Below are 19,452 nucleotides of genomic sequence, written 5' to 3'. Positions count from 1 at the left end.
ATCAGGCCCCCAGGGTCAGCATGTCGGGATTGGCTGCGGCGTAGTCCAGCGCATAGGCCAACTCGCCGGGGGCCTCGGCGTGGACTGTCAGTACGGGCTCGCCTGCTGCGACCTCGTCGCCGAGACGGACGTGCAGTTCGACGCCCGCCGCCTTGTCGTCCGGCGCCCCGGCGAGCTTGGCGAGCCGCGACAAAGTCCGATTGTTCATCGCGTCCACGCGGCCCGACCGCGTGGCCAACAGCGGTCGGTTCACGCTGGAGCGCGGTGGCTCACGCAGACCGCCCTGGGCTTCGCAAATCGCCTGGAACTTCGCCCAGGCTCGGCCGTCCGCGAGAGTCAGTTCGGCCAGTCGGGTTCCCTCTCCGCTTGCGCACCGCCCCGCAAGTTCAAGAGCCGCGCCCGCGAGCAGGCAGGCCCGGCGTCGCAAATCCTCCGGCGCGTCCCGGTCTCCGCGCAGCACCGCCAGGACGTCACGCGCCTCCAGGGCGGGCCCGATGCCACGGCCCACAGGTTGACCGCCGTCGGTGCGAACGCATCGAACTTGCACGCCAAAGAGCCGCGCCACATCTGTCAAGGTGTCGGCAATCGCGTCGGCGTCGTCCTGCGACCGCACTTTCGCGGTTGGCCCAACCGGGATGTCGAGCACCACATGCGTCGATCCCGCCGCGATTTTCTTGGAGAGCACCGAGGCGACCAACTGGCCTTCGGTGTCAATGTCCAGCACCCGCTCGACCCGAATGAGTACATCGTCCGCCGGGCTCAGGCGAACGGCTCCGCCCCAGGCGAGACAGCCGCCTTCCTGGTCCACCACCCGCCGAATGGCCGCCAGGTCCAGATCGACCTTGGTCAGGGTCTCCATCGTGTCGGCCGTGCCGGCGGGCGAGGTGATCGCTCGTGACGAGGTCTTGGGAATCACCAGGCCGTTTGCCGCCACGATTGCCACGACAATCGGCGTGGTGCGGTTTCCGGGCAGGCCGCCGACGGAGTGCTTGTCGATCACGACGGCCGAATCCCAGGTCAGTTGCTCGCCCACCTGCACCATGGCGCGAGTGAGGTGAACCACTTCGTCCCGATCTAGCGGCACAGCCGAGCAGGCCGTGAGGAAGGCTGAAAGGTGCGCGTCAGAGTACCGGCCTGCCGCAACATCCCCGACGATGTCGGCCATCGCCGCGGCGTCCAGGCGCTTGCCATAAACCCGACGGCGCACGCTGGACATCGAAGTCAAGGCGGGCGGATGGCGGACGTGGATCTCGTCACCCTCGGCCACACCAAGTCGATCCCAGGCGGCCTCGGAGAGGCCGGCCTCATGCGGCTCTATCTGGTCGCCGCCGACGATCTGGTAGAGGGTCGCGGTCACCTCGCGGCCGTGGGCCATCAGCAGCACCTGCGACCGCGGTGCATGGCCTTCCGATCGGCAGACGGGACTATCCTCGCGCATCAGCACGATGGCGTCCTGCTGCGACAGCAGTCCAAGCCGGCGGGCCTTGAGGATGGGCAGGACGGGCCGAGCCTCCTCGTTCACGTCAGGACCTGCTCGTCCCCCTCGGCCGGGATCACGCACGACCAGCCGAGCTCGGCCTCGATACGCTCTTTGAGGGCCGCTGATGCGCTGCCCTCCCCGTGCACGATGAACGTCTTCTTTGGCGGTCGCTGGAAGCCGCAGAGCCAGCGCAGGATCTCGTTGGCGTCGGCATGGGCCGACAGCATCGGCAAGTTGTCGATCTCGGCCCGGATGGGAACAAGCCCGCCGTGGATCTTCACCTCCCGCGCCCCGTTCATCAGGGCCTCGCCCCGCGTGCCTGCCGCCTGGAAGCCAGCGAACAGGATCGTGTTCTTGGCGTCTGGCCCGTACGCCTTGATGTGATGCAGGACGCGCCCGCCGGTGGCCATGCCGCTCGCCGATATGATGACCTTGGGCACGGTGTTGTGACTAAGCGCCTTGGATTCCTCTACGTCCTGAACGTAGGTCGCCGAAGCCATGGCCGCATCGCACTCATCCGCCGAGAGACGGTGATCTAGCGGGTGCCTTTCGAGCATGCCGCTGGCGTTGATGGCCATAGGGCTGTCGAGATAGATGGGCGTCAGAGGCAGGCGTCCGGATTGCTTGAGACGCCAGCAGAGATAGAGAAGCTCCTGGGCGCGGCCGACGGCGAACGACGGGATGATCACCGTCCCGCCTCGCGCCGTTGTGCGTTGAATCACCTCCAGCAAGGCGTCGGCCGGGGCGATGGGGGCGTGGATCCGGTCGCCATAGGTGGACTCCACCACCAGATAATCCGCCTGCGCCACTGGCGCCGGATCGTGCATCAGGGGGTCGTCGAAGCGGCCGAGGTCCCCGGAAAAGGCGAAAGTCTGACCACCCCAGCGCAGATGGGCGGTGGCGGCCCCTAAAATGTGCCCGGCGCGGCGGAAGTACAGATTGGCTCCGTGACCGAGGTCTGTCGGCGTGTCGAAGTCTATAGGGCGAAGCTGTTCTAACGCGCGCAATGCATCGCGCCTACCGTACAGCGGCAAGGCTGGCTTGTGCTTGGAGAAGCCGTGACGGTTGGCGAATTCCGCATCGCTCTCCTGGATCTTGGCGCTATCCAGCAGCAGAAGCTCGCAGAGATCAGCGGAGGCGGCCGTACAGAAGATCGGTCCTCGGAAGCCTTCGCGCACCAGCTTGGGCAGGTAGCCGGAATGATCGAGATGGGCATGGGTGAGGACGACCGCATCGATGCTGCTGGGATCGACCGGGAACTCGGCCCAGTTCTTCAGGCGCAAGGCCTTCAGACCCTGGAACAATCCGCAGTCGACGAGGACTTTGCGCCCACCGAGTTGGAGCAGGTGGCGCGAGCCGGTGACGGTGCCCGCACCGCCTAGAAATGTCAGGCTGGCCTTAGACATATATTTCCACCTCGCCGCACGCGATCAGCCTTCACCATAGGCCGGGTCGCGGCGCGCTGCACTTGATCGACGTCAAGGCTTCAACACGGGGCAGATGCCTCCGCGAATCTCGGCGCGCTCGATCCGGAGCCACGAACGCTCATGGAACGGGTCAGCTTGACCGAAGTCAAAGCGCCGACCGAGCAATCGCGATTGCTTAGTTGGACGGAGTCGACCCATGAATATCAGAAATACCCGGACGGGATATGGCTGGGCGGCTATAGCGCTGCACTGGATCAGCGCGGGCGGAGTGCTTGCTCTCTATCTTCTTGGGGAGCGCATGGAGGAGGCGTCCGGGCGCGCGGAGAAGCTCGCCGCGCAGAACCTGCATATCTCCGTTGGCGTTCTGTTGCTCAGCTTTCTGGCCGCGCGGCTCCTGTGGAGCGTCTCGCAACCGGCTCCCGAGGCCTTGGAGCGGAACCGCTGGTTCAAATTAGCTGCGAAAGTGGTTCAAGGCCTGTTCCTGGTGATGATAGCCGTCCTGCTCGTCACCGGCCCGGTGGCCGTTTGGTCGGCGGCAACCGCCATCCAAGTATTTGACTGGTTTGACCTTGCAAGCCCGTTCTCGGTCCGCGTGGAGTGGCTCCACGAGGCGGCCGAGGAAGTCCACGGCGCTGCCGCGAAGCTGTTTTGGCCCTTGATCGGACTTCACGTGGCGGGCGCGCTGAAACACCTCGTCGTCGATCGTGATGGCACGGTGCAACGGATGCTGTGGGTCAGGCGGGCCTAGAACGGCAGATTTAAGCTCGCCTCACGTCGGCCAAATCGTCACCCGCGCGGATACGGCCCGGTGATCCGAAAATGTGGCGGGCTCAGAGGCATAGTGTGTGACCGAAAGCTCACCGCCCGTCACGATATGATCGAAATCCCAGCGCGGCCGCCAAGCTGGGAAGGTGGGCGGTCCAGGCCTTTTCAGGTTGCCGGCCACGGTTTCGCAAAACGAGGCGAGCGGCGGCGCATGGCCCGCGCAGTTGAAATCTCCCATAGCCGCCCACGCGCGGGCGCCCTGTAGAGCATCCGCAATCGCGGCCAACTGAAGGACCTGGTCGGCTCGGCCGAGACTGAGGTGAAGGCAGGCGATAGTAACGTGGTGCGGCCCCTCAACGTCTGCGACAAGGCAGCCGCGACCCGCCAACTGCCCAGGCAGTTTCAGATCCCTTATCCGCGCCAAGGGCCAGTGGCTGAGGATCGCATTGCCGTGCCTTGAAATGCCCGGCACCCTTCGGTTTTCCTGGACGGCAACATGGCCATGGCCGGAAAGGGCCGAGATAATTTCGACCTGCGAGCGATAGCCCGCACGCCGTCCGCCCAGATCGACCTCTTGCAGACAGACAACGTCGAAGGGCGCGATCTCTTCCGCGATGCTCTGCAACGTCGCGATTTTGGACGGCGCATGCACCAGCTGCAGGTGGGCGCGCAGAAAATAGTCCCGGTAGCGGCTTGTCCCGATGCCCGCCTGAATATTCCAGGTCAGAAGCTTCATATCGACCGACCTTCCGACGCCAGCGGATCGCTTGGCGCTCGGCCCCTCAGCCGTCCCATCGACCCTGCAAACTTCATCCTAGTACTTGCGGCGCGCGCCACCGCCAGCTTTCCGCAACGCTCGAAGGATCGCCCAGACGGCGCGCGAAGACAAAGTCCTCCCACCACGTGGGAGGACCGAGCGCCACGGGCGCAAGGCGGCCCGCCCCGTTAAGCGCGTCGATGGCCCCCACTACGCCGGCGCCGGTCATGGCGCGGGAGAACTCGCTGGGATCAGCGTCGAGGTAGTGGCCGAGAAGGTAGTTGCGGAACTCAGCAATCGCCCGCCGAGAGTTCGCCGTATCCCCCTCGATCACTAGGTCGCACTCCGTATCGAAGCCCTCGGACCGGTTGTTCAGGTTGGCGGAGCCGATCCGCAAGACCTGATCGTCGAATACCGCGACTTTGGAATGCACGATGATCAGTGCGCCGGCGGACGTCCGGGGCGACAGGGCTCGAAATCGCCCGAAGGCGTCGGCCGCGCGGAGCCGCCGGATCAGCGGATTTCGCGCCGAATCCATGGTCAGTTGATCGAACCAGCTGGGCGCTCGGCCGCTGACCAGCAGGACGACCTCGGGGCCGTCGCGCTCGCCAAGCCGCGCAGCCAGGGCGTCGGCGACGGACCGGCAGGTGAAATACTGATTCTCGAAGTAGATGGTCTCGCGCGCGGCCGCGATGCAGGCCAGGGTTAGCCGGCGGATTTCGTCGACCGGTGGCTGGCCGCGCCACGCCGGCATCGTACGGGCGATCCCAACCCGCGCATCGGAAAGCTGCGACGGCGCGCCTCGCGGCCAGGGTTCTGCGGAGACTGGTGGCGTTTCGCCGAGGATTGTCCCGGTGGCCCCGGTCCAGCGTTCCCGGAACAGCGTGCCTAGCGCCGCGGCCGCGGGGCCGTCCACCAGGAGGGTGACCTCGTGGCGCGCCGGGTGGTGCGCCTGGTCGGGAAGAATGCGGCGGGGCTCAACGTGGCGATGGGACGGGCTGTCCCACCGGTTGGTGACGATGTCGCCGCCGCCGCAGAACGCCAGGCGGTCGTCGATCACCACCACTTTCTGATGGTGGCAGGCGCCGAACGGCACGTCGTGCGCCTCACGAAACGCGACGCGCGTGCCAGCGAACCAGCGCTTGGCGCGATGCCCGCGGATGTCCTGATGCCCCAGGACGCCGAACGGAGACCGCCAGACCAAAATGCGCACCTCAAGGTCGGGCCTGGCGCGGCAAAGGTCGAGCAGAATCCGGCCCATCTCGTCGGAATCTTCAGGCCCCTCGGTGCCATCCGGAGCGAGCCGAGTGCGAGGATCGAAGGCCCAGCCGAGAATGTGGATTGAGGACTCCGCTGTCTGCAGGGCTGACAGAAGCGCGGTGTAGTAGGCCTCGTTGTCCACCAAGAAGGCTGCCCGGCGTGAATCCTCGATCCGCCAGCAGGTGTCGCCGGGCTTGAGCAACGTCGTGCCCCGCCGCTGCGCGGCCGGCTTGTTGGCGATCGGTTCCACGTCAGCGTCGGAACAGGTCGAGGAAGTCCGACCAGGGGTCTGAACGCGCTACCGGGGTGCGCCAGAAGTCCTCGGCCTGCGCCGTCTCGACCGCGGAGTCGAAGGTTCGGCGCATCGCCGAGGTCTCGAAGGTCAGCATGCCTCCGACCTCCGTCGCGGCGGGGGTCTCGGCGATCGAAGCGACGCTGAGCGGCAAGTTGTTCGCCTGGCTGAAGGTCACGGCCACGCTGAGCGCTTGGCGATAGGAAACCCGCAGCATGGTGTCGAAACTTCGCAGCAGGATCGTCGGTAAGCTGATCGGGGTCGCCTGGGACGCCGGGTTCAGTACGGTGTTGACGATGACATAGATCCGGCCGCGCTGCATGCGCCGCCCGAGCTTGCGCCAGTGCAGCAGGCCCTCAGGCATGACGAACAATGGCGCGGAGACGCCGCCGTCCACGTGCAATTCCTCGTAGCGGCGGCCGTCGGCCTCGACCTCGAAGCGGCGTGGCGGGAAGAGGCCCGGGAGGCTTGCCGACGCGATCAGAACGTCCCGGAACATCTGCGTCGCCGCCGGCCCACCCCGGCAGGCGATCTCGCCCATGTCCCAGATGCACGGCGCCTGTCGGTCGAGGTCGGTGGTCGCGACCAGCAGACGCCGGCCGCGTCGATGCTCGACCGCCACAGCGGTCACCAGGTCATCGTCTATAAAGGGGTAAACTAGGCGCTCCAGCGCGGCCGGCTGAAAGAGGCCGCCCTCCAAGGTCAGCGAAAGGCCGGTGAAGCCCAAGGCGTCTTCGGCATGTCCGCCGGTGTAGGCCTCACGCAGGCGATGGTCCCAAGCCGGACCCAGGAAGGCGAAGGGAGCGATCAGCGCGCCGGTGCTGACCCCGGTGATTAGGGCGAAATCGGGCCGGCGTCCTGCGCGGGTCAGGCCGACCAGGACGCCGGCCCCGAACGCTCCGCCCGCCGCGCCGCCAGAGATCGCCAGGATGTTGAAGTCGCCGCCCGCCCAGGCCGATCGCGGGATCGATAACCGGTCCGCGGCCGCCTCAATGGAGGCCTCGGCCTGCTCGAAGGTGAGCCGGACGCCGTCGAACCCCTTCGGCGCTGCGACGACGGCGCCGGGCGCGCCCAAGCGGGCCCGGCGGCCGCGCCAAAGGCCCTTGGCCGAGATTGGGTCGGGCTCCGTCAAGGCTTCGTCCTTAAAATGTCGCCAGCAGAGCGGCCGGCGCACGAAACCTCGAATAGGCGACCGGGGCGACCCCGGCATTGAGCCACATCATGCGCGCCTTGGATGATCGGCCCTCCCCTATTTCTTGGCCCGCGCGGCCACCTGGACGCCATCGTCCACCTTGTCAGATGGAAACACCACGATCCGATCCCCGGCCTTCAGCCCTTTCCGGACCTCCACCTCCCGGTCGGTAAGCGCTCCCACCTCGATCAGGGTCAGCTGGGCGCGGCCGTCGGAGACTCGGAAGACCGCCCAGCGGCCGTCCTTGCGCACAAGAGCGCCCAGCGGAGCCTTGAGGGCGTCGGCTTCCTGGCGCAGGAAGACCCGACCCCACAGCCGGTATCCTGGGCCTAGCGTTGCCCAAGCCCGTCGGTCGCCGGTGAGCTGCAGCAGCACCAGCACGCGCTGCTCCTCCACGCCCAGGGCCGAGATCTTGGTGAAGCCCTGGGGCTCCACCCGCCGCACGATTGCCGGGATCGGCGCGCCGCCGCCCCAGTCGAAAACCTCGGCGGTCATGCCTTCGCGAAGCCGCACGGCGTCCTGCGACAGGAACTCGATGGCGGCCTCCAGGCCGCTCTGGTCGCTGACCTCGACCAGGGGCGCGCCCGCCGTCACCGTTCGCTCGCTCTCCTGCAGGACCCTAGTGATATAGCCGGAGGCCGGGGACGTCGCCGACACCACCCCGCCAGTCGCCGCCTCCGGCCCGATCAGAGCAGCGCGCGCGACCGTCAGCTCCGAACGCCGGACGGCGAGTTGCGCCGCTGCCGCGCGCACCCCGGCTTCGGACATTCGTGACTGGGTTTCGGCGGCGTCGAGCGCCTGGGTCGAGGCAAAGCCCTTCGCCGCCAACGAACGCGTACGATCCAAGTCGAGGCGCGCCCTTCGCGCCTCGGCGGCCAATTGATCGCCTTGGGCCTGGCTGCTGGCGACTGCGGCGACGGCGGCGGCGACGGCGGCCTGCGCCTGGGCTCGTGCCCGGGGGTCGAGCAGTTCTGCGCTGGCCGGGCGAATGCGCGCGACGATCGTGCGGCCAGCGACGATGCGGTCGCCGACATGCAGGTCGAGCCGCTCCAAGCGACCGGAGACTGGGGCCGACACCACATAGGCTTCGCGGACCCGGGTGGTCCCCTGGTCGGCCACGCTGTCGGCGATTGGGCCCGTTCGCACGAGGTCGGTGTCGACGGGAACCGGCCGCGGCGCCAGCAGCAGGCCGAGAACCACGACAGCCACGGCGACCACCCCCAGCCCCAGTACCCATCGCAACCATTTGATCCGGCTCATCGGCTACTCCCGGGTCTTCAGAACGGCGACCAGATCGAAGGTCCAGATGCGGCGCGCCACGAGGCCGCCGGCCAGGGCGACGGCGATCAGATAGGCGCCCACGGCCACGCCGTAGCTGCTGGCGGTGATCGTCGCCGGCATCCTGACGTCGTCGCGCGAATAGGCCGCCACCAGTCCGTGCGAGAGCGCGGCGCCGCCCAGGACGCCGAACGGAATCGCGGCCAGGACCAGGACGGCGAGCTCGCCCAGCAGGATGTAAGCGCAGGCCACGCGGCCGAAGCCGAGGACCCGCAGCGTGGCCAGATCCCGGGCGCGCTCCAAAAGGGAGATGCGGCACATGTTGTAGGCCACCCCGAAAGCGATCGCGCCGGCGAAGGCGAGATAGAAGGCGATGGTCACCTGAAACGACTCCGCCATGACCTGACGCCAGTTCGCCACCGTGTCGTCGCGGGACGAGGCGCCGATGATTTGCGGCGTGGCTTCGATGGCGCGGTAAAAGGCGGATCTGGCATCGGGCGCGATCAGCAATTCCGCGCCGCTGGCCAAGTCCCCCTCGCCCATCAGCCGGTTGAGCGCCCGGCGGTCCATATAGGCGGAGAAGCCGCTGTAGTCGCGGGCGAGGCCAGTGACGGGCAGGAGCGCGCTCGGCGCGCGTCCGTCGATAATCTCGGTCCATACCTGGTCGCCCGGCCGAAGGCCCAGGCGGGCGGCCAGCGCCTCGCTCAGCACCAGCCCTTGCCCCACAAGGGGGACAGGGCGATCTGCGGCGTCGAGCGGCCGATGCAGTGCGGCCGTCGGGTCAAGGCCGACGATCCGGGTGGTCTCCTGGCGGGCGCCGACCTTTAATCGCGCCCCCGCCACGCGCACCGGCTCTGCGGCGAAGACGCCGGGCGCCCGGCCGACGCCGGCGACTGCGGCGACCGCGCGGGGCTCCACGAAGCTCACGGAGTCGCTCCAGCGCTGGATGCGGAAGTAGCTCCGCTCGACGACGAGGTCGATGGCGTCGAACAGGAATTGCGTGCCCACCAGCAGGGTCAAGCCCGCCGCCAGCCCGCACAGCGTCAACAGGGCCCGGCCCGGAAACCGCTCCAGGTTCCTGACGATCATGCGCGTCGCCTGGTCGACCGCCGGGCCGCGAAGCAGGCGATCTAGACCACCGCTGTGGAAGGCGGCGGGCCGGGGCGGCTGCATGGCCACGGCGGGGGCCAGGGCCACGGCGCGGCGCACCGCCGTCAGCGAGCCGGCCACGGTCGCGGCGACCGAGACCGCCGCCGCCGCTGCGAAGGCCATCCAGTCAAAGTCCACTTGTAGCACCGGGAAGCGGAAATATTGCCGATAGAGGTCGACGATCGCCGCGCCCAGGGCTGCGCCGATCACGCCCCCACCCAGCGCGCCGAGTAAGCCAACCGCGGCGGCAAGACGCCAATAATTCTGAGCCGCCTCCCGATCCCGGTAGCCGAAGGCCTTCAACAAACCGATCTGCTCGCGCTCGGCCTCGACAAGGCGCGTGACCACCAGATGCACCATGGCTGCGGCGACCAGCAGGAAGACAGGCGGCAGAATCGAGGCCGAGGTCGAGAGCTCTTTCAGTTCGGCGGTCAGGAAGGCGTGCGACGGCTGGTCCTTGCGGGCGTAGGCGGTTCGGCCGCCATAGGCCGCCAGCAGCCCGTCCACATCCTGCAGCACGGCCGGCGTCGACGCCCCGGGCGCCAGGCTGAGGGACACCGCATTGAACGCGCCGCTCATACCGGCCGCCCGCTCCACGGCAGGCCGCGGGGCCCACAGGATCGCCTGGTGGGCGTCGTCCGGCATGAAGGAGTCCGGCGACGGGACATAGACGAACTCAGGCGAGAGCGCCGCGCCGACGATCGTGAAGGTAGTCGTACGCCCATTGAGGGTCGCGGTCAGCCGGTCTCCGAGCCGAACACGGGCGGCTTCCAGGAAGCTGTTTAGCGCCACGGCCTCGCCTGTCTGGCCGGGCGCCGGAAGACGGCCGCGGACCAGCCGCAGGCAATTCAAACACCTCGCCGGATCGTCGGGCAGGGAAATGAGCCGGGCGATCGCCGGCCGCGCGAGACCGGGCACATCCATGAGCCCGCTCTCGACAATCCGCGCGTCGGTCGCCGTGACGCCCTCGATCGCCGTCAGGTCGCGCACCCTTGAAATCGGCGCCCGCTTGGCGAGGGCGAACACGTCGGCGAAGCGCGTCTCCTGGTAGAAGTCCGCCTGCGCCCGGGCCAGCGCCTGCTGGGCGGAAAACGCCATGACCGCGACGGACACGCCGCAGGTGATTAGCAGCGCGATCGCCAGCACTTGCCAGCGCATGCGCCACAGATCGCGGGCCAGCTTACGGTCCAACGGCGAGGGCTTCACCAGGTCATCTCCCGCGGCTCGACCTTTTGTCGGTTGGCGCTGATGTCGGTAATGCCGCCGTCGCGGAACCGGATGATCCGGTCGGCCATGGCCGCGATGCCGGCGTTATGCGACACGACCATCGTCGTCGCGCCGACATCGCGGGAGACTTTAGCGAGCGCCTCCAGCACCTGAACCCCACTCTCACTGTCCAAGGATCCGGTCGGCTCATCGCATAGGAGCAATTCTGGCCGCTTTGCGATCGCGCGGGCGACCGCTACCCGTTGCTGCTGGCCGCCGGACAGCTGCGCTGGGAAATGGTCCATACGGTCAGACAGGCCAACCATCGCCAACGCCTCTTCTGGCGCCATTGGGTCGCTAGCAATCTCGGTGATCAGGGCGACGTTTTCTCGTGCCGTCAGGCTGGGGACGAGATTGAAGAATTGAAAAATGAACCCCACGGATTTGCGACGATACAGGGTGAGCGCGGTGGTCGTGGCGCCCACGAGTTCCAGGTCATGGAAGCGGGCCGATCCCGACGTGGCGGCGTCAAGGCCGCCTAGAATGTTGAGCAACGTCGATTTTCCCGAGCCGGATGGGCCCAGCAACACCAGAGTCTCTCCCCTTTCGATTGTGAGATTGACGCCGCGCAGCGCCTTCACCGTGCCCGCCTCGGTCACATACGTCTTGCACAGATCGCTGATGACGAAAGCGGGCTCTGGATCTGGTGTCGTTCGCGATTCTGACACCGCAATCTCCCAGGCCCGGATCGGTCAACCTCTACCCTAGGGCGGTCTTTGGGTAGCGCCGTTGATTTGTCGCAAATGATCCACAGCGGGACGGAGGTCAGCACGCGCTCAGCCCAACACGTCTTGAGCATAGGAACGCCAGAGCCAGGATAGCAAACGAGGACCCCAATCTGCGATACCAGTCGGCGCGGGGCTGGGCCTTGGGATTGTCCGAAGTATTGTCGAGGCGCATGGCGGCAAGGTGACGGTGCAGAGCCCACCGGGCGGCGGCGCCCTCTTTGTCTGCGATTTTCCCAACACCTCCCAGAACCAGCGCCCCCCGGCTTTTGGAAGCGACATCGCCGCCCACAGGCGCTGGCATGATCCTGGCCAGCCCTTGGTCAAAATCAAAGGCGACCGACGTTAGGTCTTCCGAGCCTTGCGGCCGCGCGTGAAACCGCGATCGCTTTCCATGAAGCGGCCGACCATCGGCACGATCAGCTTGCCTGGCTCGGCGACCTTGGCGTTCGTCTCGGCCGCCAGTTGCTTACCATAATCGAGCAGATCGCGATGCAGGGCCGCGGGCAATTCCACCGTGACCTTTACGGGGGTGTCGTCCTCGATAGGACCCAGTTTCAGCTTGCTCATTGAGGGCCTTCCTCGGTGTAGGGTTCGAGCACCAGATCGCGCGACAGCAGCACGCGCAGGGGCGCGCCTGGGCGGATGGTCAGGGTCGGGGTCAAGATGAGGCTGCGGCCGACGGCCTGCTGACCGACGTCGCTGATAGACTGGCTGGCGCCGCGACGGATCGCCCGCTCCAGGTCATCGCCGCCGCTCGACTGCCCGGCCTCGGCCCCGATGGCCAGGACCGTGCTAAGTGCGGCGGCGGCGAGCACTGCCTTGCCGTGCCGGTCGACGCCATCGGCCAGCCCGGCCATGCCTTGGGCGTCGGCGCCCGGCAGCTTGTCGAGCATGATCGAACGGCCCGAGGGCAGGATCAGCCGCGTCCACGCCACCGACAGTCGGCTCTGGCCGACGTGGGTGGCGGTTTCGTATTGGCCGATCAGCCGGGATCCGGCCGGGATCAGGAGGTGATGTCCGCCCAGGCTGTCGAAGACATCCTGACTGACCTGGGCGATGGCCACACCCGCCGCGTCCGATCGAAGGCCCGTCACGAGGGCCGCCGGAATGATCGATCCGGCTTGCAGGAGGTAAGGCGAGGCCGGCGGCTGGAGTCGCTCGGGGCTGGTCGCGCGCTCGTCGGCGATGCTGGCGCCTGCCGCGCCCACCGAAGCGGCGGGCAACGTCGGCTCACCGCCCTTCACCGTCGCCGCCGCGAAGAGACCGGCTTTGCGCGCCGCCTGACGAGCCTGGATCGCTGGATCCACCGCCACCGGCCTCTCGACCGGACGCGCAGTCACTGGCGGCGGCAAAGACATCGTCTGCTCCGACGGCGCGGCTGAAGCGTCGAGCCCGCGAGCGCGCTGGGCGCTGAGCATGGGCCGGCCAAGATCGCCGGGCAGCGGCGGCCCCAGCACCGGAACCTGCCGACGTTGCAGGTAGTCCCGCGGCAAGCCGGTGACCGCTTCGGGCGGCGAGGCGGCCGGCTGGAACACAGGCGCAGCGGCCGAACGCTCCTTTTCGCGCAGCGACCACGCCACGGCGGCGGCCACGCCGATCGCCACAACGCCAACCGTGATGATCAGGGCCTTGCGCGAGACGCGCGCCACGGGCTCGGCCGCGCCACGCAGGCGCAAACTCTTGGCGATGGCCTGCTGTTCTTGGTCGATGGGCTGGGTCATTGGCCGGCCTCCCGCGCAGGCGCCGCTCGTTCGATCCGGACGCGGCGCTCCCATCGTTTCAGGCCAAAGCGCAGCTCGGCGCGGTCGAACAGCCGATCGACCACCAGCCGGCGACCTTCGAGGCGATAGTTGATCAGTTCCGAGGTCTTGCCGTCGGGTCCCAGACCGTAGAGCGGAGGCAGGTCGGACAGGACGATCGCGGGACCAAACTCGACATAGGTCCGTGCGCCGTCGTCATAGACCCGCGCTGGCCGCCAGCGCGCCTCGCCCTTGATGCGATAGCCGAGATTGAGCGTCACGGGCGCTGGCGGAGCCGCCGGTGACACCAAGACGACCGGCTTGACCGGGACCGCCGGCGCCAGGTTAGGCGCTTGCGGATAGCGCCAGGCCACCTGCGAGAGATAGGCGCGCGACGAAGCCCGCATCTGCAGGTGATAGCTTCGCCGGGTGGTGTTGATGATCAGGTTGGTCGAAAGGCCCGCCTCAACGGGCTTGACCAGGACGTGGACGCGGCGGCTGGCCCCCTCGCCGCTCGTGGTGTCGCCGATCACCCAGCGGGCGGTGTCGCCGGCGGCGATCGGATTGGTCTCGACCAGGGTCTCGCCCGGCTCCAGGACGATGTCGGTGATGCGGCCTGGCGCGGCGACCAACTCGAACACGCCGCGCTCGACGAAGAGATACTCCGTGGCCGCCACCGCCTGCACGGTCCGGTCGGCGGCCTTGTGGGGCGGCGACGCCAAGCCGGCCGCCGGCGTCACGAGCCCCGCCAGCGCGACAATCAGCATCGAGCGGGTCATGCGCCGTACTCCCGGGACCAAGAAATCGCCCGCACGAAAATCCCGAACGGGTTCTTGACGAAGGCCTCGGGCGAGGTCGGCGCGGCGATCACCAGGGTCAGGATGGCGCTCCAACGCTGGGTCGAGACCAGCTGGCCGTCGACATAGCGCCGCTCGATCCACGCCAGGCGGAAGCTGTGGGGCGAGGCGCGCACGACGTTGGTGACATCGACGGACACCTGCGCCTTGCCGACCTGGGCGAAGGGATCAGCGCCCCGCGCATAGTCCGACAGGGCCGCCGCGCCGGCCGCGTCGGTGAAGTCATAGGCCCGCCGCCAGTTTTGCCCCAGCACCACCGGGTCGGCCGGCAGGGCGCGGGTGTTCTCGATGAAGCGCGACAGGGTCCAGGCGATCACCGGATCGGGCGGACGATAGCCGCGAACCGCCGGGCCGACCGCGAGGGTCTGGCCGAGGCGATCGACCTCGACGACCCAGGGGGTGACCGTGCCACGCGCGGCCTGCCAGATCATGCCGCCCGACTGGACGATGTTGCTGGCCAGCAGGCCCAGGGCGATCAGCCGCCAGTTGGCGGCCTGGACCCTTGCCGAGCCGATGCGCTCGTCCCAGGCCTGGCCGGCGCGCTGGTAGGGAGTTTCGGGGACGGGTGTCGCGCCCAGGCGCGAGGGACCCTTGAAGGGGTTCATCAGCTTTGCTCCGAGAGAGAGGGACTGGCGCCGCCGCTGTGGTCGTCGCCGCTGGCCAGGCCGTGGGCGGCCAGGCTCGCGCCATGGGCCAGGGCCTGCTGTTGCTTGAGATCGCGCGCCCAGGCCGGCGCCTCGGCGGCCGGGGCCTCGCCCGCGCCGGACGACGCGGCGCCCGAGCCGGGCTCGCCGCCGCCCGAGGTCGCGGGCCTGCTGGGCGCGGCTCCACCGGCTGGCTGAGCCGACCCGCCGCCCGATCCTGGACCCGGGCCAGGTCCCCCGCCGGCGCCGCTGGGAGCTGGCGCATCAGGACCCGGCCGCGGCCCGCCGGCGCCGCCGGCGGTCGAAGCCGCAGCGGCCAAACCCGACCCGCCGCGCACGGCCATCTGCGCCGCGCCTGCGCCGACCATGGCCATGCCGGCCACGGTCAGGCCCGTGCCGACCGCCGCGCCGGCGCCCAGTTGCGGCGCGCCCGACACTAGGCCGGAGGCTATGCCCGGTCCGAAGATCGACAGGCCCAGGAGCGTCAGGGCCGCCAAGGCCATGGCCAGGACCTCTTCCAGGGTCGGCTGGCCGGAGGCGGCGCTGGTGAATTCCGAAAACAGCGTCGAGCCAATCCCGACGATCACCGCCAGGACCATCACCTTGACGCCCGAGGCGATGACCGCGCCGAGAACACGCTCGGCCAGGAAGGCGGTGCGACCGAACAGGCCGAATGGGACCAGGACGAAGCCCGCCAGCGTGGCCAACTTGAACTCTATGAGCACCACGAAAATTTGCACCGCGATCACGAAGAAGGCGACGATGACCAGGAGGGCCACGGCCAGCAGGATCACGATCTGGACGATGTTCTCGAAGAAGCCGGGAAAGCCGCCCAGCTCGCTGGCCGCCTGCAGGATCGGCTTGCACGACGAGATCCCCAGGGCCGCCAGCTTGCCGGGCCGCAGGAAGTCGTCGGCCGAAATCCCCGCGCCCGAGGCCTTCAGGCCCAGGCCCGAGAAGCTCTTCAGAACGATCAGGCTGAGCGCGTGGAAGTTGCCGATCAGGAAGGCGAAGAAGCCGACATAGAGCGTCTTCTTGACCAGGCGCGCGGTGACGTCGTCCTGAGCCCAGGCCCAGAACAGCGCCGCCAGGGTCATGTCGATGGCCACCAGGGTGGTGGACAGGAACGCCACCTCCCCGCCCAGCAGGCCAAAGCCGCTGTCGATGTGCTGGGTGTAGACGTCCAGCATCCGGTCGATGACGCCGGTGTCGCTCATGACGCCGGCCGCCCGAAGAAGCGCGCGCGCGCCGCCGCCCAGGCCGCGCGGCAGGCTTCATCGCCCTCCCCCGCCGTCTTGCAGCGCGCAAGCTCGCTCTGGGCCCCGGCCGACCTTGTCGACCCAGAGACCTGGATTGGCGCTTGGGACGCCCTGCCCGCCAAGACAGCGGCCCCAAGCAAGATGATCAGCACCGTCCCCCAGACGAGGGCCCGAAAGCCGGCGGACTGTTTCATGGCTGGGGCGCGGCTCCCATGAACTTGGAGAAGCGGGCCTTGGCGTCGGCGCGCGCGGCGGCGCGGTCGGCCGCCTCCAGGGCCTGCGCCCGACCGTTGGCCACCACCACGGCGGTCAGGGCCGAGAGCTGTTGGGCCTGCAAGGCCAGGAGCTGGTTGCCAGCCTGGGCCGCTTGCAGCGCGCCGCTCGCGTCCTGGCTGACCGACACCAGGCTCTGCATCTCGCCACGGCTGGTCTCAAGACCGCCGACCACGCCGGCCTGGACCTTCAAGGCGTCCTCGAACCCGGCCACCGAGATGGTCCAGCGGGCCTCGGCCCGCGCGGTCAGGTCGGCGTCCGTGGCCAAAAGATCGGCCACGTCGTAGTGACGATGAAAGGCCTCCTGGATGTCCTGGACATTGTAGGCCAGGGCGCGGGCCTCTCCCAGCAAGGCCTGGGTCGCGGCGACCTGCTGCTGCAGCGCCGACAGCGACGAATACGGGAGGCTGGCCAGATTGCGCGCCTGGCCGATCAGCATCTGAGCTTGGTTCTGCAAGCTACTGATCTGGTTGTTGATCTGCTGCAAGGCTCGCGCCGCCTGCAGCACGTTCTGAGCGTAGTTGCTGGGATCGTAGACGGCGACCTGGGCCACGGCCGTGGTGACCAAGGCCGGCGTGGCCGCCAGGGCGAGCGCGCCGCAGAGCAGCGCCGCCATGCGACGACGGGAGAGGTGTGGTGAAACACTCATCGCGAGGACTCCGGGAGGGTGATCGACGGCAGGAGGTCGGCGGCCCAGAAGAGGCCCCGATGGCGCAGCCAGCCGGCGGCGAAGTCCTCGGGACCCTGGGCGGCGAGGACGGCGGCGATGTCGGCCTGATCGGCTTTCGAGGAGGCCGCGCAGAAGGCCAGGGCGACGGGGCCCAGGCCCAGGTCGAACAGGCGCTCGCCCGCCCGGGACTGGACGTAGTAGTCGCGCTTGGGCGCGGAGCGGCTGAGGATCTCGACCTGGCGGGCGCTGAGCCCGAAGCGGGCGTAGATCGCCGCGCTCTGCGGCTCGAGGGCGCGCGGGTTGGGCAGGAAGATCCGCGTCGGGCAGCTCTCGACGATCACCGGGGCGATCGGGCTGGCGTCGATGTCAGTCAGCGACTGGGTGGCGAAGACCACCGACGCGTTCTTCTTGCGCAGGGTCTTGAGCCATTCGCGCAGCTGGGCGCCGAAGGCCGGGTCGTCGAGCGCCAGCCAGCCCTCGTCGATCAGGATCAAGGTCGGCCGACCGTCCAGCTCGCGTTCGATGCGATGGAAGAGATAGGCCAGGACCGCCGGTGCGGCGGCCGTGCCCAGCAGCCCCTCGGTCTCGAAGGCCTGGACGGCGCCGGCGGCCAGGGCCTCGTGATCGGCGTCGAGCAACCGCCCCCAGGGTCCGGCCAGGGTGTAGGGCGTCAGGGCGCTCTTCAGGTCCAGGGTCGGCAGCAGGGCCGCCAGCCCCGTCAAGGTCCGCTCATCGACCGGGGCGGAGGCCAGGCTGGCCAGGGCCGACCAGATGTGGTCGCGCACCGTCGGGGTGACCGGCACGCCCTGCGCCGAGAGCAGGACCGCGATCCACTCGGCGGCCCAGACGCGCTCGGCCGGATCGTCCACGCCCGCCAGCGGCTGCAGGGCGACCGCTGGCCGTTCCGCATCCAGCAGCGCCCCGCCCAAGTCATGAAAGGCCCCGCCCATGCCCAGGGCCGCGGCCCGGATCGAGCCGCCGAAGTCGAAGGCGAAGATCCGCGCGCCCGCATAGCGCCGAAACTGCAGGGCCAGCAGCGCTAGGAGCACGCTCTTGCCCGCCCCAGTCGGCCCGACAACCAGCGCATGGCCGACGTCACCGACGTGCAGCGAAAGCCGAAACGGCGTGGAGCCATCGGTCTTGGCCATCAGCAGCGGCGGACCGCCAAGGTGCGGGTTGGAGAACGGCCCGGCCCAGACGGCCGACAGCGGCGCGATATGGGCCAGGTTCAGGGTCGACAGCGGCGGCTGGCGGACATTGGCGTAGGTCTGGCCCGGCAGCGTTCCCAGCCACGCCTCGACCGCGTTGATCCGCTCCTTGATGATCGTGAAATCACGGCCGGCGATGACCTTCTCGGCTAGGGCCAGCTTGGCGTCGGCGCGGTCGGGATCCTCGTCCCAGACCACGAGGCTGGCGGTGACGTAGGCATAGGCCACGGCGTCGCCGCCAAGGTCTTGCAAGGCCTGATCGGCCTCATCGGCCTTGTTGGCGGCGTCGTTGTCGACCAGGGCCGAGGGCTGCTGGGTCAGGGCCTCCTGCAAGAGGACACCGATCGACTTGCGCTTGGCGAACCATTGGCGCCGGATCTTGCCGATCAGCCGGTTGGCGTCGGCCTTGTCCAGGCACAGGGCGCGGGTCGACCAGCGATAGGCGAAGGCCAGGCGATTGAGCTCATCGAGGAGGCCCGGCACGGTCTGGCTCGGGAAGCCGACGATGGTCAGGACGCGCAGATGGGATTGGCCCAGGCACGGCTCCAGCCCGCCCTCCAGCGGCTGCGTCGCCAACAGCGCGTCCAGGTGCATCGGCGTCTCGGGGACGCGCACGCCTTGGCGCTGGGTGGTCACCGCCCCGTGCAGGAAGCCCAAGGTGGCCGCGTCTGACAGCCACGCGGCCTCGCGGGTCAGGCCCTGGATCAGGGCCAACAGGCGATCGGACCTGTCGATGAAGCCGGCGAGTTGGGCGCGCCAGTCGATGTCGGCGCGGGCGCGTCCCTCGACGAAGAGGTTCTCCAGCCGGCCCGCCCGCTCGGCCGGCGGCAGGTAGACGAGCGTCAGGAAGTAGCGGCTCTCGAAATGCGCCCCCTCCTCCAGGAAGGCCTGGCGGCGCTCGATATCGACCAGGGCCGAGACCGGATCGGGGAAGACGCTGCCGGGATAGGCCATGGCCGGGTCACGGCGGGCCTCGATGAAGATCGCCCAACCCGACCCCAACCGGCGCAGGGCGTTGTTCAGCCGCGCGGCGACGGCGGCGACCTGCGCGTCGCCGACGGAGTCGAGGTCGGGGCCCCGGAAGCCGGCGGTGCGCTGGAAGGCGCCGTCCTTGTTGAGCACCACGCCCGGCGCGACCAGGGCCGCCCAAGGCAGGTAGTCACAGAGGCGCTTGGGCCGGCGGGCGTATTCGCGAAGATCCAGCATGG

At 68.7% G+C, this 19,452-nt stretch carries 18 protein-coding genes; 2 read left to right on the top strand and 16 right to left on the bottom strand.

The features are described 5' to 3' along the window. Position 1: 1 nt before the first annotated feature. A complete protein-coding gene (locus AC1RNC_RS23185) occupies positions 2–1,522 on the bottom strand; it encodes a thymidine phosphorylase family protein (protein ID WP_492888412.1) in 1,521 nt (506 codons plus the stop codon). Then, on the bottom strand, positions 1,519–2,886 hold the full coding sequence (locus AC1RNC_RS23180) for an MBL fold metallo-hydrolase RNA specificity domain-containing protein (RefSeq protein WP_096054068.1): 1,368 nt from the start codon (positions 2,884–2,886) through the stop codon (positions 1,519–1,521). The genes AC1RNC_RS23185 and AC1RNC_RS23180 overlap by 4 nt, the downstream gene beginning before the upstream one ends. 217 nt (positions 2,887–3,103) lie before the next feature. Here AC1RNC_RS23180 and AC1RNC_RS23175 point away from each other — a divergent pair, with 217 nt between their 5' ends. After that, positions 3,104–3,655: a cytochrome b gene (locus tag AC1RNC_RS23175; RefSeq protein ID WP_164513074.1), complete on the top strand. Its 552-nt coding sequence runs from the start codon at positions 3,104–3,106 to the stop codon at positions 3,653–3,655. Positions 3,656–3,676: 21 nt separating this feature from the next. Here the strand turns inward: AC1RNC_RS23175 and AC1RNC_RS23170 are convergent, their stop codons facing one another. From AC1RNC_RS23170 to AC1RNC_RS23145, 6 genes are all read right to left on the bottom strand, one after another. Then, positions 3,677–4,408: an endonuclease/exonuclease/phosphatase family protein gene (locus tag AC1RNC_RS23170; protein ID WP_096054066.1), complete on the bottom strand. Its 732-nt coding sequence runs from the start codon at positions 4,406–4,408 to the stop codon at positions 3,677–3,679. 73 nt (positions 4,409–4,481) lie between these two features. Next, positions 4,482–5,939: a phospholipase D-like domain-containing protein gene (locus tag AC1RNC_RS23165; RefSeq protein ID WP_492888411.1), complete on the bottom strand. Its 1,458-nt coding sequence runs from the start codon at positions 5,937–5,939 to the stop codon at positions 4,482–4,484. A gap of 1 nt (position 5,940) precedes the next feature. Further along, positions 5,941–7,113 carry a patatin-like phospholipase family protein gene (locus tag AC1RNC_RS23160; RefSeq protein ID WP_492888410.1) on the bottom strand — a complete coding sequence of 391 codons (1,173 nt, stop codon included), beginning with the start codon at positions 7,111–7,113 and terminating at the stop codon, positions 5,941–5,943. A 117-nt stretch (positions 7,114–7,230) separates the two neighbouring features. Beyond that, complete coding sequence (locus AC1RNC_RS23155) at positions 7,231–8,433, bottom strand: efflux RND transporter periplasmic adaptor subunit (protein ID WP_492888409.1); 1,203 nt, start codon at positions 8,431–8,433, stop codon at positions 7,231–7,233. Positions 8,434–8,436: 3 nt separating this feature from the next. Continuing rightward, entirely contained in the window at positions 8,437–10,791 is a 2,355-nt protein-coding gene (locus AC1RNC_RS23150; RefSeq protein ID WP_492888408.1) for an ABC transporter permease, read from the bottom strand. 11 nt (positions 10,792–10,802) lie between these two features. Then, entirely contained in the window at positions 10,803–11,534 is a 732-nt protein-coding gene (locus tag AC1RNC_RS23145; RefSeq protein WP_423748646.1) for an ABC transporter ATP-binding protein, read from the bottom strand. A gap of 175 nt (positions 11,535–11,709) precedes the next feature. On the opposite strand from AC1RNC_RS23145, the gene AC1RNC_RS23140 reads away from it, so the two are divergent. Continuing rightward, positions 11,710–11,940: an ATP-binding protein gene (locus tag AC1RNC_RS23140; protein ID WP_492888499.1), complete on the top strand. Its 231-nt coding sequence runs from the start codon at positions 11,710–11,712 to the stop codon at positions 11,938–11,940. Here the strand turns inward: AC1RNC_RS23140 and AC1RNC_RS23135 are convergent. Genes AC1RNC_RS23135 through trbE form a run of 8 tightly spaced genes read right to left on the bottom strand, consistent with a single transcriptional unit; the run spans position 11,937 to position 19,450 of the window. Next, on the bottom strand, positions 11,937–12,161 hold the full coding sequence (locus AC1RNC_RS23135) for a DUF2274 domain-containing protein (RefSeq protein ID WP_096054060.1): 225 nt from the start codon (positions 12,159–12,161) through the stop codon (positions 11,937–11,939). The two genes, AC1RNC_RS23140 and AC1RNC_RS23135, sit on opposite strands and share 4 nt — an antisense overlap. Then, entirely contained in the window at positions 12,158–13,315 is a 1,158-nt protein-coding gene (locus AC1RNC_RS23130) for a TraB/TrbI/VirB10 family type IV secretion system protein (RefSeq protein ID WP_492888407.1), read from the bottom strand. The genes AC1RNC_RS23135 and AC1RNC_RS23130 overlap by 4 nt, the downstream gene beginning before the upstream one ends. Next, positions 13,312–14,112: a P-type conjugative transfer protein TrbG gene (gene trbG / locus AC1RNC_RS23125; RefSeq protein ID WP_492888406.1), complete on the bottom strand. Its 801-nt coding sequence runs from the start codon at positions 14,110–14,112 to the stop codon at positions 13,312–13,314. The genes AC1RNC_RS23130 and trbG overlap by 4 nt, the downstream gene beginning before the upstream one ends. Beyond that, on the bottom strand, positions 14,109–14,795 hold the full coding sequence (gene trbF, locus AC1RNC_RS23120; protein WP_492888405.1) for a conjugal transfer protein TrbF: 687 nt from the start codon (positions 14,793–14,795) through the stop codon (positions 14,109–14,111). The genes trbG and trbF overlap by 4 nt, the downstream gene beginning before the upstream one ends. Beyond that, positions 14,795–16,051 carry a P-type conjugative transfer protein TrbL gene (gene trbL, locus AC1RNC_RS23115; protein ID WP_492888404.1) on the bottom strand — a complete coding sequence of 419 codons (1,257 nt, stop codon included), beginning with the start codon at positions 16,049–16,051 and terminating at the stop codon, positions 14,795–14,797. The genes trbF and trbL overlap by 1 nt, the downstream gene beginning before the upstream one ends. Next, positions 16,048–16,287 (bottom strand): putative entry exclusion protein TrbK-alt, encoded by a 240-nt coding sequence (gene trbK-alt, locus AC1RNC_RS23110; protein WP_492888403.1) that lies wholly within the window; start codon positions 16,285–16,287, stop codon positions 16,048–16,050. Before trbK-alt ends, trbL begins: the two co-directional genes overlap by 4 nt. Beyond that, on the bottom strand, positions 16,284–17,015 hold the full coding sequence (gene trbJ, locus AC1RNC_RS23105) for a P-type conjugative transfer protein TrbJ (protein ID WP_492888401.1): 732 nt from the start codon (positions 17,013–17,015) through the stop codon (positions 16,284–16,286). Before trbJ ends, trbK-alt begins: the two co-directional genes overlap by 4 nt. Beyond that, positions 17,012–19,450 (bottom strand): conjugal transfer protein TrbE, encoded by a 2,439-nt coding sequence (gene trbE / locus AC1RNC_RS23100; protein ID WP_096054053.1) that lies wholly within the window; start codon positions 19,448–19,450, stop codon positions 17,012–17,014. The genes trbJ and trbE overlap by 4 nt, the downstream gene beginning before the upstream one ends. Positions 19,451–19,452: the final 2 nt, after the last annotated feature.

The sequence above is a fragment of the Caulobacter sp. GW822-FHT01G02 genome (assembly GCF_058802865.1).
This window is presented reverse-complemented; position numbering and strand designations above follow the sequence as displayed.

Excerpts from the sequence above, each read along its gene's own strand:
- AC1RNC_RS23135 (WP_096054060.1), bottom strand. The coding sequence starts at position 12,161 with ATGAGCAAGCTGAAACTGGGTCCTATCGAGGACGACACCCCCGTAAAG.
- trbE (WP_096054053.1), bottom strand. The coding sequence starts at position 19,450 with ATGCTGGATCTTCGCGAATACGCCCGCCGGCCCAAGCGCCTCTGTGAC.
- trbG (WP_492888406.1), bottom strand. The coding sequence starts at position 14,112 with ATGACCCGCTCGATGCTGATTGTCGCGCTGGCGGGGCTCGTGACGCCG.
- AC1RNC_RS23170 (WP_096054066.1), bottom strand. The coding sequence starts at position 4,408 with ATGAAGCTTCTGACCTGGAATATTCAGGCGGGCATCGGGACAAGCCGC.
- AC1RNC_RS23180 (WP_096054068.1), bottom strand. The coding sequence starts at position 2,886 with ATGTCTAAGGCCAGCCTGACATTTCTAGGCGGTGCGGGCACCGTCACC.
- trbL (WP_492888404.1), bottom strand. The coding sequence starts at position 16,051 with ATGAGCGACACCGGCGTCATCGACCGGATGCTGGACGTCTACACCCAG.
- trbK-alt (WP_492888403.1), bottom strand. The coding sequence starts at position 16,287 with ATGAAACAGTCCGCCGGCTTTCGGGCCCTCGTCTGGGGGACGGTGCTG.
- trbF (WP_492888405.1), bottom strand. The coding sequence starts at position 14,795 with ATGAACCCCTTCAAGGGTCCCTCGCGCCTGGGCGCGACACCCGTCCCC.
- AC1RNC_RS23175 (WP_164513074.1), top strand. The coding sequence starts at position 3,104 with ATGAATATCAGAAATACCCGGACGGGATATGGCTGGGCGGCTATAGCG.
- AC1RNC_RS23130 (WP_492888407.1), bottom strand. The coding sequence starts at position 13,315 with ATGACCCAGCCCATCGACCAAGAACAGCAGGCCATCGCCAAGAGTTTG.
- trbJ (WP_492888401.1), bottom strand. The coding sequence starts at position 17,015 with ATGAGTGTTTCACCACACCTCTCCCGTCGTCGCATGGCGGCGCTGCTC.
- AC1RNC_RS23155 (WP_492888409.1), bottom strand. The coding sequence starts at position 8,433 with ATGAGCCGGATCAAATGGTTGCGATGGGTACTGGGGCTGGGGGTGGTC.